We start from the raw sequence: 14,392 nt of genomic DNA, 5'->3' as shown, positions 1-14,392 counted from the left end.
CGTCGCCTCGAGATGATCTGGCCGCTGTTCGTCGCACCCCTGGCGTTCGTCGCAGCCTGGTCGTTCGACCGCCGCCGCCGCGTCTACGCCGATCTCGGCACCACACCAGCGGCCGCCGTCTACGCCGGCCGCAACGAAGTGAAGGGTCGGGCCTGGCACGAGACCCCCCTCTCGAGCCACCTCACGAACACGCCGTCGGTCTGGTGGACCTATCGGCTCGAGGAGGAGCGGCAACACACGCGCACCGTCACCGACACCGACAGTGAGGGGCGCACCAGCACCCGCACCGAGACCTACACGGAGTGGCACGAGATCGACACGAAGTCGGGCGCCCACCCGAGCGTGCACGTCGTCGACGACTCCGGCGCCATCGAGGTCGTGTTCGCCGACGCGTCGATCTCGCCCCGCACGCTGGCCAACGAGACCTTCCGCGACGGGGAGAAGAAGGGGTTTCTCGCTCGCCTCGTCAGCCTCGACGACCGCACCGGCCGCTACCGCCACACCGAGACGGCGATCGCCATCGGTGACGCCCTGTTCGTGGTCGGCGATGCCTCGATGCCCGGCGACGCAGCGGTGCCCCGGATCGATCACGGACGGCCGTTCGTGATCTCGACCCGACCGGAGGAATCGCACACCCGCCGGGCCGGCATCGCGGTGCCGATCTTCCTCGCCGGCGGCGTCGCCCTCGCCATCTGGGGCGCCGGCGGCATCGACGACCCGATCGCACTGCCGTTGACCATCGGCGCGCTCGCGCTGCTGCTCCTGTCCGCCGTGTCGCTCACGGTGTTCAATCAGCTCCAGTCGTTCGTCCAGCGGGCGGCGCGGGCCTGGAGTCTCATCGACGTGCAGCTCGCTCGCCGCCGCGACCTCATTCCCGCCCTGGCGACCGTGGCACGGGAAACGATGGCGCACGAACGCCACACCCAGGAGACCGTGGCGGTTGCCCGGTCCTCGGTGGTGGGCGATGTGCCCGACGCGGCCACGGTCGAGCGGGCCGACGCCGAGGTCCGCGAGCAGACCGATGCCATCCAGAAACTGCTGGTGGTGATCGAGGACCATCCCGAGCTCCGCGCCGACACCACGGTGCACCGACTTCAACAAGAGCTGGCCGACACGGAGAACCGCATCGCCGGCACCCGCGCCTTCTACAACGAGACGGTCACGTTGTTGCGCAACAAGCGGGGCACGTTCCCCGGGGTGTTCATCGCCCGCTTCGCCGACCCGCGGAACTTCGCGCTGTTCGGCGCCGACGGTTTCGAGCGCACCGTTCCCCAGGTCTCGTACGACTTCGGCGATCAGCCGCAGGGTTAGCCTCACCGGATGCGACTGACGACCGTCCGAACCGACACCGGCACCCGCGCCGCCCGGGTCGAGGGCGACGAGCTGGAGCTCCTCGATGCGAGCGACGTGGGCGAGTACCTCCGCGACGGGGGCATCGCCGCGGGCGACGACATGGCCCGACCGGCGGCCGACTTCGCGCTCGCGCCGCTCGTCACCCACCCGGGCAAGATCGTCTGCGTCGGCGTCAACTATCGCGATCACATCGCCGAGATGGGTCGCGACGTCCCGACGGCGCCGACCTACTTCGCGAAGTTCCGCCAGGCCCTCATCGGAGCCCGGGACGACATCATCCTCCCCTCCCCCGACGTGTCGACGCACATCGACTGGGAGGGTGAACTCACCATCGTGATCGGCCGTGAGTTGCGGCACGGATCGGCCCGCGAGGCGATGGCCGCGATCGCCGGCTTCACGGTACTCAACGACGTGTCGGTGCGCGACTATCAGCGTCGCACCACCCAGTTCCTGGCCGGGAAGACCTTCGAGGGCATGACTCCCCTCGGCCCCGATCTCGTCACCACCGACGAGATCGGCGACGGTTCGGGGCTCGCGATCTCCACCGAGGTCGACGGTGTGGTGAAGCAGTCCAGCAACACCAGCGAACTCGTGTTCAACGCCATCGACATCGTCTCGGACCTCAGCACGATCCTCACGCTCGAGCCGGGCGACGTGATCGCCACCGGCACCCCCGGCGGCGTGGGTGCGGCCCGTACCCCGCCGGAATGGCTGCGCGACGGGTCCGTTCTGCGCACGACGATCGACGGCCTCGGCGAATGCGTCAACACCTGCCGACCGGGGTGAAACCCGAGGAAGTGGTCGCCAGCTGCGAGAATGTTCGAATGGGTCTCTTCAGGCGAAGGAAGCGCGCAACGGTCGCTGAGCCCGTCGTCGAACCCCGGACGATCCCGGTGGCCTCTCCCGTCGAAGAGCGACGCAATCCGCCGCTGGAAGTCGAAGGACCGCCGCCACTGGTGGTGTTCGAGATGCTGGTCGACCGCGAATGGACTCGACTCGCCCGACCGGGCACCTGGTGGACGGCCGGGGAGCGGCTCGCCATCGCCGCCGACGCCCGGCGGGCCGCCGGCGGTGAACCACTCTCGGGAGTGCTGCCCGGGCCGGTCGAGGAAGCCACTCGTCGACTGGCGGTCGATGCCTCAACCGTGCGCGGCATCGACGTCGCCCGGTGGGAACACGAGGGCCTCGCCGGTTTCCCCTACGTCGAGGTCGTCGGCATCGTCAGTCGCGTGGTCGGCCTCGACGTGACCGCGTTCGGTCTCGACCAGAAGGCGCCACTCCTTCCCGAACCCGAGGCCGGCGAGCCGACCCGTCAGCGAGGCGAAGGAGCGGCGCTCACCACGGGCTGGGCACCGACCGTCGGACCAACCGACGCCGTCTCGTCGTTGAGTGCGGTGCCGGCCGAGGCCGAGGCGATGTTCGACCTCCAGCGATCGCTCTACCTCACGATCGACGAAATGGCCGAACCCCGGGTCGAACGCAACGGCCTCACCCGTGCCCAGATGGAGCTCGTCGCGGCGCGCACCGCCGCGCTCTGTCGCTGCGCACACGGGCTGCTCGAGCACACCGCGATGCTCCGCGCCGGCGCCTCGATCGGCAAGGCAACCCTCGTACCGGGCCCGATCGTCAGGGGTGTGGGCGACACGGGGATCCATCACGGCGCCGCCATAACTGCGTTCGTCGACGCGGTCGTGCTCCGCGACGAGGAGGAGATCGACGGTGCCCGCGCGACGCTCGAAGAGGCCCTCGGATCGGCGTCCACCGACCGCGTCGCGATGATCGCCGGCAACTTCTCGATGGTGAGCCGGGTTCTCGATGCCGTGGGCGCGCCCATCGATCCGCGCTTGGCGCCGCTCGCCGCCGAGATGGGCATCACCATTCCCGATCACCTCGCCGCCGGGCGCGGCCGGTCGGTGGCGCGCTAGGCGCTCAGACCACGTCGGCGAGGGCAGCGACGAAGCGGTCGTTCTCCTCCGTGGTCCCGATCGTCACCCGGATGCCTTCGCCCGGGAACGGGCGCGTCACCACACCCATACGCTCGAGACCGAGGTGGATGTCGTCGGTTCTCTCGCCGAAGGGCAACCAGACGAAGTTCGCGGTGGGATCGGGGAACTCGTGCCCGGCCGCTCGTAGGGCTTCCACGACGCGGCTGCGTTCGCGCTCGACCAGTGCCACTCGTTCGACGATCTCGGCCGATGCGTCGATCGCGGCGATGGCGGCGGCCTGGGCCAATGCGTTCACCGCGAAGGGGACGAGGGTCTTGTCCACGGCCACGACCACCTCGGGGTCGGCGATCATGTAGCCGACCCGCAGACCCGCGAGTCCGTGGGCCTTCGAGAAGGTCCGCAGCACCACGGCGTTGTCGTGGCGCGGCAGCACCTCGTGCACCGGGTCGCCCACCGCCGGGTCGTTGAACTCGCGATAGGCCTCGTCGATGACCACGAGTACCGACGACGGAACCGCATCGAGGAACTCCTCGAGCTGGGTGGTGGTGACGGCGGTGCCGGTCGGATTGTTGGGCGAAGCGAGAAAGACGAGCCGGGTCCGCTCGTTCACGGCCGCCGCCACCGCATCGAGGTCGAACGCGTGGTCCACCAGGGGAACGGTCACGGCCACTCCCCCGGCGAGCTGGGTGTAGACGGGATAGACCTCGAACGAGCGCCACGGATACACCACCTCGTCGCCGGGATCGACGTAGGTGAGGCAGATCTGCTGGAGGAGGCCGACCGAACCACACCCGACGGTCACCGCGGCCGGATCCACCCGCAGCGATCGGGCCAGCGCAACCCGGAGTTCGGTCGCCCGATGGTCGGCGTAGCGGTTGACGCCCTTCGCCGCCGCTTCGATGGCGGCCGCGACCGACGGCACCGGCGCCCACGGGGTCTCGTTGGACGCGAGCTTGATGGCGTTCGTGATCCCGTGTTCCGCCTCGGCCTCGGCCGCGGCCTTTCCGGGCCGGTACGCGGGAAGCGCGTCGACTGCGGGTCTCGGACGTGGGGTCACGACGTCAGTCCTGGGCGAGCGACTCGGCCAGGTCGCGCAGCTTGTTCTTGGCCACCTTGTCGAGGGTGGCCCGGGGGAAGTCGTCGACGAAGTGCACGGCCCGCGGCACCTTGAAGTCGGCGAGCTGGGCGGCACAGTGCTCGATGATGGCCGCGCCGTGCGCGGCCTCGTCCTCGGGGGCATCGGGGCCCCTGATGACGAACGCCACCGCCACCTGGTCGAGCATCTCGTGGCTGCGCCCGACCACGGCGATGTCGGCGATGCCACCGACGGCCCGACAGGTGTCCTCCACCTGTTTGGCCGACACGTTCTCGCCACCGACCTTTAGCAGGTCCTTGTCGCGCTCCTGGTAGAAGAACTGCCCGTTGCCGTCGACCATCACCATGTCGCCGGTGCGGAACCAGCCGTCGTCGGTGAATGCCTTGGCATTGGCCTCGGGGTTGTCGAGGTACTCGAGGAACAGCTGGATGCCACGGGTGCCACGCAACCAGAGTTCGCCGGTCTGTTCGGGACCACACATCTCGCCGCTGTCGGGGTCGACCACGAGCGCTTCGTAGCCCGGCGTCGGCCAGCCCATCGTGCGGTCGGGGAACGGGTGATGCAGGGGTGCGTGGATGGCGTGGATCACGGTCTCGGTCATGCCGTAGGCGGGCAGGATCCGCAGGTTCAGCATCTTCTCGAGCGCCGGCATGACCAGTCCGAACACGCCGACGCGAATCGTGTGCTCGGGCACCGCCTGCCCGCCGATGGCCTTGAACACGAACGGGATCAGCGAGATGTGGGTGACCGAATGACGCTCGACGACCTCCCAGAACCGGCTGGCCGAGAACTTCGGCTGCAGGACGATCGTGCCGCCGACGCCGAGCACGCTCCACAACGACCAGGTCTGGGCGTTGACGTGGAAGAACGGCAGATAGATGAGGTAGGTGTCGCCCGGGCGGAGGTCGATGTTGCGGGGTCCGACGCGGCTGGTCCAGATGGCGTTGGCGTGGGTGTGCACCACGGCCTTGGGGAGCGATGTGGTGCCGGAGGTGAACATCACCCCCACCGGCAGCATCGGGTCGGCCGGCCGCTCGGGCACCGACGAGGCGTCGCCGAAGAGCGACTCCCACGCGTCGAACCCGTCGGGCACCTCGGCGCTCGCCGGCTCACCGCAGTCGTCGTCGGTCACCACCAGCCAGCCGAGTTGCGGCGCCGCATCCTTCACGAGTGCCGCGTACTGCGGCTGGGTGATCGCGCCGACCGCCTTCGTGTGCGAGGCGAAGTAGGCGACCTCGTTGGCCACCGAGCGAGTGTTGGTGGTGACCCCCACCGCGCCGATGCGGGCGCACGCATACCAGGCCAGCACCATCTCGGGACAGTTGTCGGCGTGGATCAGCACCCGGTCGCCGAGCGACACCCCTCGGGCCACCAGACCGGCGGCGATGCGCAGCGTGTCGTCACGGAACTCGCGATACGTCCAGGTCCGGGTGTGCCCGTCCCGGGGTTCCCACACGAGCAACGGGGTGTCGGGTTGCGCGTCGACCCACTGGTCGATCAGGTGGGGCAGGTCCTGCTCCACCATCTGGAACCGTACGATCGCAGCCTTGTCCATTACGGCCTTGTCCATTGCGTTCTCCTCCTCGATCACGCTGATCACCCGAGGGTGACGACCTCACTGGTCGGCTGTTCCGGGTCCTCGTCGGGCAGCAGAAACCGCCAGAAGACCGTGCCGCGGCGATGCGCGTCGGTGTCGAGCCAGTTGGGGTGACCGGGGTCCTTGGCCGACACCCAGATCTCGAAGGTGCCGTCGTCCTCCAGCTGGATCTGCACACCGTTGAGCGAGCTCTGTCGACCGCGGTACTCGAGCGTCTGCATGTGCGCGTTCCACAACATGACGTTGACGAACACGCCCGGGGGGATCGTGCCCCGCATCACGAGCGCTTCGTCCGGACCGAGGTCCCACCGACACATCGCGTAGTGGATGTCGGCCGCGCCGGGAACGGGAAGTCCCGAATCGCGGAAGCTGAACGGCTTCGGGAGCACGTTGGGCTCGGTGGAGGCGAAGGGCACCCCGACGCCGCTCTCGCCGAAGCGACCCTGCCTGGTCGTGACCTGGCGCAGGAAGGCGAGACCCTCGTTCATCCGTTCGGCCAGGAAACCGTCGGTGAGCGATGGCGGCGGTGTGTCGACATCGAGGCACTCGATGTCGATGTCGACGTGCACCTCGCTGTCATTCTGGGCGGAGACCGGCAGCTGGAAGTAGCCACGAACGATGACGGCGATCGTGCCGGGATCGAGCTCGATCCAATCCCCGCCGTCGGCGTCGGCCTGATCGGCACTGATCGTGAGGGAGTAGCGGCCCTCGGCGTCGACGGTGAGGGCCCGATCGTTGATGTCGCCGAGCAACGGACCGGCCATGCCACCGTCGTCGGCCCGGCCGTGCAACGTGAACGACGTGTAGCACTCGTCGGTGATGTGTCCGGTCACCCGGTACTTCCGGCTGCCGTCGATGCGTGCGTAGTGGTAGATCGCGTCGGGGTTGTCGCCCTGGAGCTTGCGCCCGGGATCCACGATCGACACGAACCGGGGATGCTCAGGCTGCGCTTCCCAGTACAGCGCCGACATCGCTGCGAGCATCTGACCCACGTAGCGGATCGACTCGACCTGCTCGAGCGGTTCGATCCACCGGGCGGCGTCGAGGACATAGCCGTCGCGGATCTCGGTGAGGGCGGCGATCAGGTCATCGAGGGCGGCGGCGGCTTGTGGAATGGGATTGTCCGGCATGCGGCGAATACTGTCACGCGGTGCCCGAGAACCGCGAAGACGACCAGCAACTGATCGACCGCTTCGGCGGCCACGGCATCAACCGCGACAACGCGGCGCACTTCCGGGGCCGGCTGGAGCGCCGACTCCTCATGTCACGCTGCGGCGACTGCGGGCGCTGGCAGCACCCGAGCCGACCGATGTGTCCGGATTGCTGGTCGTGGAACATGACACCCGAGGAGGTGTCGGGTCGAGGCACCATCCATCTGCTCATGGAACTCCACCAGGGCCCGCCCGCCGAGGGAGTCGACTATCGCGACGGTCATCCGGTGGTGACGGTCGAACTCGAGGAGCAACCCGCCCTGCGGTTCACCTCCACGGTCACGGCCGACTTCCCCGACGACGATCTGGAGATCGGTGCCCCGGTGGAGCTCGAATGGATCGACCGGGACGGCACGCCGATGCCGGTGTTCCGCACGAGGTCGGCATGACGACCCGCAACCCGATGAAGGATCAGGTGGCCATCGTCGGACTCGGCTCGACCGGGTTCACCCGCGACGGAGACCGGTCACCGCTCGCCATGGCCCTCGCCGCCGCCACGGAGGCGATCCGCGACGCCGGCCTCACCGCCGCCGACATCGATGGCGTGGTGGCCACCAGCGAGCCCGGGGCCGACGGGCCCGAGGTCATCGCTGCTGCCCTCGGCATCACCGAGGCGACCCACCACACCAAACCGACGCCGGTCGCCATGTTCTCGCTGCTGGACGCGGCTCGGGCGGTGTTCACCGGCGCCGCCGACCACGTCCTCGTGGTGACGCCGGTGGTGATGGGGCCGTGGAACTCCCGACGAGCGGCCGACGACCCGTGGCGACGAGGCACCCGCAGTTCGATCCTGCCCATTCCCGAAGATGCCGGCAAGGCCGCGGCCTACGCCGCCTGGGCGAGTCGCTACATCCACGAGTACGGCGCGTCGAAGGACCCGTTCGCCCGGATCGCGATCAACTCGCGCACCAACGCGGCTCACAACCCGCTCGCCGCGATCGCCACGCCGCTCTCCTTCGGGGCCTATGACGCGGCCCGGATGATCCGCGATCCGCTCAACATCTACGACATGGACCTGCCGGTCGACGGAGCCGACGCGTTCGTGCTCACCACTGCGGAACGGGCTCGCGCGCTCCCTCATCACCCCGTCCTGATCCATGCGGCGACCTCGGGCATCGTCGGCAAGAACGACGAGGACCAGCTCGTTGGCCTGCACCGCACTGGCCAGCACGTCGTGGTCGAACAGCTGCGGCGACACAGCGACCTCTGGATCGACGACATCGACCTCTTCTATCCCTACGAGGGCTTCACGATCATCACCCTGGCCTGGTTCGAGAACTGCGGATTCTGCCCGCCCGGTGGCGCCGAATCGTTCCTTCGCGAACACTGGAACGACGACGCCCAGCGCATCGAGATCGACGGCCGCATCCCCGTCAACACCCACGGCGGATCGCTCTCCGAGGGCGCCACGCGCGGCACCGGCCATGTGCGCGAGGCTGTACATCAGCTCCGCGGCACGGCCGGACCCCGCCAGGTCGAGGGGGCGCAGGCCGCCCTCGTGACCCCTGGCGGCTTCTTCTTCAACCCCCAGGGCGCCGTCCTGCGACGGGCCTGATCCCCTCTGAAAGGGACGCGAATGCTCAGCGACGACCTCATCCTCATCAGCGTCGACGACCACATCTGCGAACCGGCCGACATGTTCACCGGCCACGTGCCGGGCCGCTACAAGGACCGGGCCCCACGGGTCGACACCGATCCCAACGGATTCCAGCAGTGGTGGTACGGCGAGGCATTGGGCCGCAATCTCGGCCTCAATGCGGTCGCCGGCAAGCCGCCCGAGATGTACAACGTGAACCCGAGCACCTACGCCGAGATGCGCCCGGGCTGCTATGACGTGCACGAGCGGGTCCGTGACATGTCGGCCGGTGGGCAGTTGGCCGGGCTCAACTTCCCGAACTGGCCGGGCTTCGCCGGCCAGGTGCTGAGCGAGGGCCCCGACCGCGACGTCAACCTCGTCATGATCCAGGCCTACAACGACTGGCACGTCGACGAGTGGTGCGCCGCCTACCCGGACCGTTTCATCCCCTGCGGCCTCGTGCCGCTGTGGGACGCCGAACTCGCGGCCGCCGAGGTCCGCCGCCTCGCCGCCAAAGGGGTGCGGGCCATCACGTTCTCCGAGAACCCCGCTGCGCTCGGTGTGCCGTCGATCCACTCCGGCTTCTGGGACCCGCTGTTCGGCGCGTGCAGCGACGAGGGCGTCGTGTTGTGCTGCCACATCGGCTCCTCGTCGAAGGGCATGAACACGTCACTCGACGCGCCCCAGTCGGTGCCGATGAACCTGTCGCCCGTGAGCACGATGTACACCCTCGCCGATCTGCTGTGGTCGGACCTCTGGCACAAGTTCCCCTCGCTGAAGTTCGCGCTCAGCGAGGGCGACATCGGCTGGATCCCCTACCTCCTCCAGCGAGCCGACCACGTCCAGCGCCGCCACCACGGGTGGACGGAACACACCTTTCCCGCGGGCATGACCAGCGCCAGCGACGTCTTCAAGACCCACATGCTCTGCTGCTTCATCGAGGATCCGGTCGGCATCGGCCTGCTCGACCAGTTCAACCTCGACAACGTGATGTGGGAATCGGACTTCCCCCACAGTGACAGCTCGTGGCCACTCGCCCCCGAGAGTCTGGCCGCGCAGTTCGCCTCGGTCGACGACGAGACCATCGCCAAGATCACCCATCGCAACGCGATGGCCCACTTCGATTTCGACCCGTTCTCCGTCCGGCCCGAGGAGCGGTGCACGGCGGCCGCGCTGCGGGCCGAAGCGAGCGACGTCGACACGGTCACCCATGTCGGTCGGGCCCCCGACCAGTCCGATCGAGAGTTCTTCCGGGAGTTGTCGACCCGGGCCCTGCGGGGCCGCAAGTAGTACGCGTCCCAGTCGGAGGCCGTCCCACTCGGAGGGATGCGTGCGCGACAGATAGTGGAATCTGCCTCGCCCGATGTCGGTTCGTCACGTTGCGGTGACTAGAACGTCGCGATGCGCAAATTCATCTTCCTGCTCGGCCTCCTGGTCGCGTTCGCCCTCGTGGCCGCGTCCTGTGGCGACGACTCGTCGGATTCCTCGGATTCCGACACCACGACCACCGAGACGGGTGACGAGCCCGACACCGATGAGCCGGATACCGACGAGTCCGACACCGACACGCCCGAGGACACCTCCGTCGACGGCGATGTCGAGCTGACGGCCTCCGCCCGTGGTATCACCGAAGACACCATCCGTATCGGTCTCGCCATGCCCGACGTCAGCGCCTTCAACAACAGTGGCGACCAGGCCGCCCGCTATCAGGTCGTGGTCGACGACATCAACGCCAACGGCGGCGTGATCGGACGCCAGATCGAGCTGGTCATCGCCGAGTGGGACCTCCTCGACACGACCGGCTTCGACGCCGCGTGTGTCGAGCTGACCGAGGACAACGAGCTGTTTGCCGTCGTCACCCGAACCCCGGCCGGCTTCGGCGCGATGACGTGCTACACGGAGCTGGGTGACACCCTCGTGGTCAACGGCCTCGATCTCCTCGACGTCGAGATCGCCCGGTCCGACAACCTGCTCTACAGCGTTCTCTCCGACACGTTCCAGGCGATGATCGGTGGCATCGATCAACTCACCGACGAACTCGCCGACGCCAAGATCGCGGTGACCGCCGCTGAAGAGGGCGGGGGCGGCGATCGCGCCGACCAGCTCACTGCCCACCTCGAGTCCCTCGGCCTCGATGTCGTCGCCACGACCGTGTCCAATGTCAGCTACTCCGACGACCCGACCGCCGCCCTCACCGAGTACGACCGGTTTGCCGAGGTCTGGAACAGCGAAGGGGTGACCCACGTGGTCGGCGTCGGCAACGGCGTGATCGGTGCGGCCTACGCGCTGGACAACAACGGCCTCGGCGACACCATGACGCTCATCACACCGATCATCGGCGTGCGCACGCTGAACAGCCTCGGCGCCGTGCTCGAGAACCTCGACATGATCGGGGTGGCCGTGCCCGACCCCGGCCTGGTGGCCGAGCAAGGGATCAACGGCATGCCGGAGTGCATCGCACTGATCGAGGAAGCGCTCGACGAGACCGTGATCTTCTTCCCGGAGGAGGAGGAGCTCAACGCGCTCTCCTCCACCTTCATGGCGTGCGCCTCGTTCGACTTCCTCACCGCGGCGCTCGAGGCCGTCGGGCCCAACCCCACCCGTGAGGACTTCGTTGCCCTCACCAGCGGTGGCTTCTCGTTCGAGATGACCAGTGCCGGCGCCGCGTCGACCGACGATGGCAAGGCCTACATGAACGACGACTCCGGCCTCGTCTACGACTGGGACGGTTCCGCATTCACCCTGCGGGGCTGATCGTCACCGTCGGCTGGCCGGCCGTCAGGCCGGTCAGCCGACCGACGCGATCCAGTCGAGCGCCGAGCGATAGTCACGAGCGACCGGCATCTCCGGGTATTTCTCGGGGAGGCCGTCGGGCGGGTGGATGAAGCTGGCGGCGTCGGCCGCGAGCAACATGCCCAGGTCGTTGTGCGAATCACCCATGGCGGTCACGTGGTAGTTGAGGGACTGGTAGCTCTCCACGGCCCGGCGCTTGGGATCGGCGACCCGAGGTGAGAACGAGACGACGCGGTCGTCCTCCACGCCCAGCCGGTGGCACAGGAGATGGGGTCGACCCAGCTGTTCCATGAACGGCTCGGCGAACTGCTCGAAGGTGTCGGACAGCAGCACCACCGGATGACGGCTCCGCAGTTCGTCGAGGAAGTCGCGAGCCCCGTCGAGGACGGTGAGCCCGCGAATCACGTCCTGGATGAACGACAACGTGATGTCATGCTGCGCGAGCACCTCGATCCGGTAGTCCATGAGGACCTGGTAGTCGGGTTCGTCGCGGGTGGTGCGGCGAAGCTCGTCGACGCCGGATTCCTCGGCCACGGCGATCCAGATCTCCGGGGTGACCACACCCTCCATGTCGAGTGTGATGACTCGTTGGCGGTCGGTCACGAGACCAACCCGGCGGCGAGGTCCTCGGCCAACTCGTCGCCATCGGCGAACGCGAGATCGTGGGCCCACGCCCGCTTGAGGTACAGATGGGCGTCGACCTCCCAGGTGTAGCCCATGCCGCCGTGCACCTGGACACAGTCCTTGCCGCACGCCGCGGCGGCGGTGGAGGCGAGGATCTTGGCCACCCCCACGCTTCGTTCGGGTGCACCGACACCGTTGCCGTCGAGCGTGGCACCGGCGGCGTAGACGGCGGCACGCAGCACCTCGACTCGGGTGATCATGTCGGCACACCGGTGCTTGACCGCCTGGAACCGGCCGATCGGCTGGCCGAACTGTTCCCGTTCCTTCGCGTAGGCGACGGCGAGTTCGGTGGCCCCGATGGCGACACCGAGTTGGAGCGCAGCGACGAGGAATGATCCGTGCAGCCGCCACTCGTCGGCCGCGTCGGCGTCGGCGATCCGGACGCCCTTCGGGAGGCCGGGGATCCGGCGCACGGGAGTGAGCGGGTCGAGCGGTTGCCGGGCGTCGGTGCCGACGAGTTCCTCGGCGGGCACCGACCAGAGTCCCTCGTCGTCGCTGATCACGATCACGTCGGCCCACACTGCGTGCTCGACATTTGCCGATCCCGAGGTGCGCTCGACCGTGGCGACCACGACGCTGCCGTCCGCGGCGCCCTCGATCAGACCGGCGGCCAGGGTGGTGGCGACCAGCGGGCCCGGCACCAGTCGGCGACCGAGCTGCTCGAACACCACGGCGGCTTCGGCCCATCCGAGGCCGACGCCACCGTCGGCTTCGGCGAGGCACAGCGAGAAGACGCCGGTGTCGGCGAGTTCACGCCAGCGACCTCGATCGAGGCCGCTCTCCTCCATCGCCCGGACGGCCTCGATGCCGAAGCGTCCCGCACACAGCGATGCCACCCCTTCGGCCAGAGCTTCCTGGTCCTCGGTCAGTTCGAAATCCATGTCAGCGATCTCCCCGCGGCAGGCCGAGCAGCCGTTCACCGACGATGTTGCGCTGTATCTCGGAGGTACCGGCGGCGATGGTCAGCGTGAGGGTGTAGAGGCGTTCGGCGACATGGTCCATGTCGCTGAGATCGAGCGTGTCGCCGATGGCGAGACCGGCGCGACCCAGGATCTGTTCGGCCAGGTCCGCCATGCGCTTGCGCACATCGGCGTAGGCGAGCTTGAAGACCGAGCCGCCGGGGCCGACGGAACCGGTCCGTTGGGCCTGGCTCACATTGCGTTTGGTGAGTGACCAGAGCGCGTCGAGTTCGGCGTCGAGCACGCCGAGCTCGCGACGGATGCCCATGTCGTCCCAGGCCGTGCCCGAGCGTCGCGTGACCTTCTGGGCCACGCGGGCGAGGTCGGCCAGCAGTCGCTGCGAGGAGATCACCTCGGAGATGAAAGCCGTGCCGCGTTCGAAGGAGAAGGTGACGTTGGTGACCCGCCAACCGTCGTTCTCGTCGCCGACCCGGTTCACCTTGGGAATGCGCACCTCGTCGAGGAACATCTCGGCGAACTCGCCCGAACCGAGAGCCGTCTCGATCGGTCGGATCTCGATGCCGGGGAGATCCATCGGCATGATGATCCAGGTGATGCCCTTGTGCTTCGGCACCTCGGTGTCGGTGCGCACGAGCAGTTCGCAGTAGTCGGCCACCTGCGCGAACGACGTCCAGATCTTCTGGCCGGTGACGACATAGTCATCGCCGTCGTCGACGGCTCGAGTGGCCAATGAGGCGAGGTCGGAACCTGCGCCCGGCTCGGAGAAGCCCTGGCACCACACGTGGTCACCCCGGAGAATCGGCGCCAGATGGGTGGCCCGCTGCTCGTCGGTGGCCTCGGCGATGAGGGTGGGCCCGGCGTGGAGCTGGCCGACGAAGTTCACACCGACATACGGCGCGCCGGCCCGCTCGGTCTCCTCGAGGAAGATGAGGTGCTCGGTGGGGGTGCTCCCCCGGCCGCCGAACTCGGCCGGCCAGTGGATCCCGGCGTAGCCGGCCTCGTGCAATCTGGCCTGCCACGCCGTGTCGTAGGCGCGCCGAGCGACCAGGTCGGTGTGGTCGGCCGGCAGCGGCGGAACGTCGGGGAGGGTGGAGGAGAGCCACGACCGCAGTTCGTCGCGGAAGTGCTCCTCTTCCTCGGTGTAGCGCAAGTCCATCGGCCGCTGATGGTAGGCGCGCCGAACCCTCGCCACGCAGCTGGGCACTTCGTGGTCATC

Annotated in this window: 13 protein-coding genes; 7 read left to right on the top strand and 6 right to left on the bottom strand. The window is 68.4% G+C overall.

The window, feature by feature from the left end; translation table 11 throughout:
* Positions 1–12: 12 nt before the first annotated feature.
* The 3 genes from RIB98_08810 to RIB98_08800 all read left to right on the top strand — a co-directional run bounded on the left by RIB98_08810 (position 13) and on the right by RIB98_08800 (position 3,278).
* Complete coding sequence (locus tag RIB98_08810) at positions 13–1,311, top strand: LemA family protein (protein ID MEQ8841069.1); 1,299 nt, start codon at positions 13–15, stop codon at positions 1,309–1,311.
* Between the two features lie 9 nt (positions 1,312–1,320).
* On the top strand, positions 1,321–2,139 hold the full coding sequence (locus RIB98_08805; GenBank protein MEQ8841068.1) for a fumarylacetoacetate hydrolase family protein: 819 nt from the start codon (positions 1,321–1,323) through the stop codon (positions 2,137–2,139).
* Positions 2,140–2,246: 107 nt separating this feature from the next.
* On the top strand, positions 2,247–3,278 hold the full coding sequence (locus tag RIB98_08800) for an alkylhydroperoxidase-related (seleno)protein (protein ID MEQ8841067.1): 1,032 nt from the start codon (positions 2,247–2,249) through the stop codon (positions 3,276–3,278).
* A gap of 4 nt (positions 3,279–3,282) precedes the next feature.
* On the opposite strand, the gene hisC is transcribed toward RIB98_08800, so the two are convergent.
* Genes hisC through RIB98_08785 form a run of 3 tightly spaced genes read right to left on the bottom strand, consistent with a single transcriptional unit; the run spans position 3,283 to position 7,122 of the window.
* Positions 3,283–4,356 carry a histidinol-phosphate transaminase gene (gene hisC, locus RIB98_08795; protein MEQ8841066.1) on the bottom strand — a complete coding sequence of 358 codons (1,074 nt, stop codon included), beginning with the start codon at positions 4,354–4,356 and terminating at the stop codon, positions 3,283–3,285.
* Between the two features lie 4 nt (positions 4,357–4,360).
* Complete coding sequence (locus RIB98_08790; GenBank protein MEQ8841065.1) at positions 4,361–5,965, bottom strand: class I adenylate-forming enzyme family protein; 1,605 nt, start codon at positions 5,963–5,965, stop codon at positions 4,361–4,363.
* A gap of 26 nt (positions 5,966–5,991) precedes the next feature.
* Positions 5,992–7,122, bottom strand: a complete 1,131-nt coding sequence (locus RIB98_08785; protein MEQ8841064.1) for a DUF1214 domain-containing protein — start codon at positions 7,120–7,122, stop codon at positions 5,992–5,994.
* Between the two features lie 20 nt (positions 7,123–7,142).
* Here RIB98_08785 and RIB98_08780 point away from each other — a divergent pair, with 20 nt between their 5' ends.
* The 4 genes from RIB98_08780 (at position 7,143) to RIB98_08765 (ending at position 11,533) form a co-directional block, all read left to right on the top strand.
* Positions 7,143–7,592: a zinc ribbon domain-containing protein gene (locus tag RIB98_08780; protein ID MEQ8841063.1), complete on the top strand. Its 450-nt coding sequence runs from the start codon at positions 7,143–7,145 to the stop codon at positions 7,590–7,592.
* The gene (locus tag RIB98_08775) at positions 7,589–8,758 is read left to right on the top strand and encodes a hypothetical protein (GenBank protein ID MEQ8841062.1); all 1,170 of its coding nucleotides are present in this window, start codon (positions 7,589–7,591) and stop codon (positions 8,756–8,758) included. The genes RIB98_08780 and RIB98_08775 overlap by 4 nt, the downstream gene beginning before the upstream one ends.
* A 21-nt stretch (positions 8,759–8,779) precedes the next feature.
* On the top strand, positions 8,780–10,069 hold the full coding sequence (locus RIB98_08770) for an amidohydrolase family protein (GenBank protein ID MEQ8841061.1): 1,290 nt from the start codon (positions 8,780–8,782) through the stop codon (positions 10,067–10,069).
* A 111-nt stretch (positions 10,070–10,180) separates the two neighbouring features.
* Positions 10,181–11,533: an ABC transporter substrate-binding protein gene (locus tag RIB98_08765; GenBank protein ID MEQ8841060.1), complete on the top strand. Its 1,353-nt coding sequence runs from the start codon at positions 10,181–10,183 to the stop codon at positions 11,531–11,533.
* A 33-nt stretch (positions 11,534–11,566) separates the two neighbouring features.
* Here RIB98_08765 and thrH read toward each other — a convergent pair whose 3' ends face one another.
* The 3 genes from thrH to RIB98_08750 are packed head-to-tail and all read right to left on the bottom strand — an operon-like array spanning position 11,567 to position 14,332.
* Complete coding sequence (gene thrH, locus RIB98_08760; GenBank protein MEQ8841059.1) at positions 11,567–12,175, bottom strand: bifunctional phosphoserine phosphatase/homoserine phosphotransferase ThrH; 609 nt, start codon at positions 12,173–12,175, stop codon at positions 11,567–11,569.
* Positions 12,172–13,137, bottom strand: coding sequence for an acyl-CoA dehydrogenase family protein (locus RIB98_08755; protein MEQ8841058.1), 966 nt, complete (start codon positions 13,135–13,137; stop codon positions 12,172–12,174). The genes thrH and RIB98_08755 overlap by 4 nt, the downstream gene beginning before the upstream one ends.
* Position 13,138: 1 nt before the next feature.
* Positions 13,139–14,332 (bottom strand): acyl-CoA dehydrogenase family protein, encoded by a 1,194-nt coding sequence (locus tag RIB98_08750; GenBank protein ID MEQ8841057.1) that lies wholly within the window; start codon positions 14,330–14,332, stop codon positions 13,139–13,141.
* Positions 14,333–14,392: the final 60 nt, after the last annotated feature.

This window comes from Acidimicrobiales bacterium (assembly GCA_040219515.1).
GTDB lineage: Bacteria > Actinomycetota > Acidimicrobiia > Acidimicrobiales > Aldehydirespiratoraceae > JAJRXC01.
The sequence above is the reverse complement of the archived record's forward strand: the minus strand, read 5'-3'. Positions and strand labels throughout refer to the sequence as shown.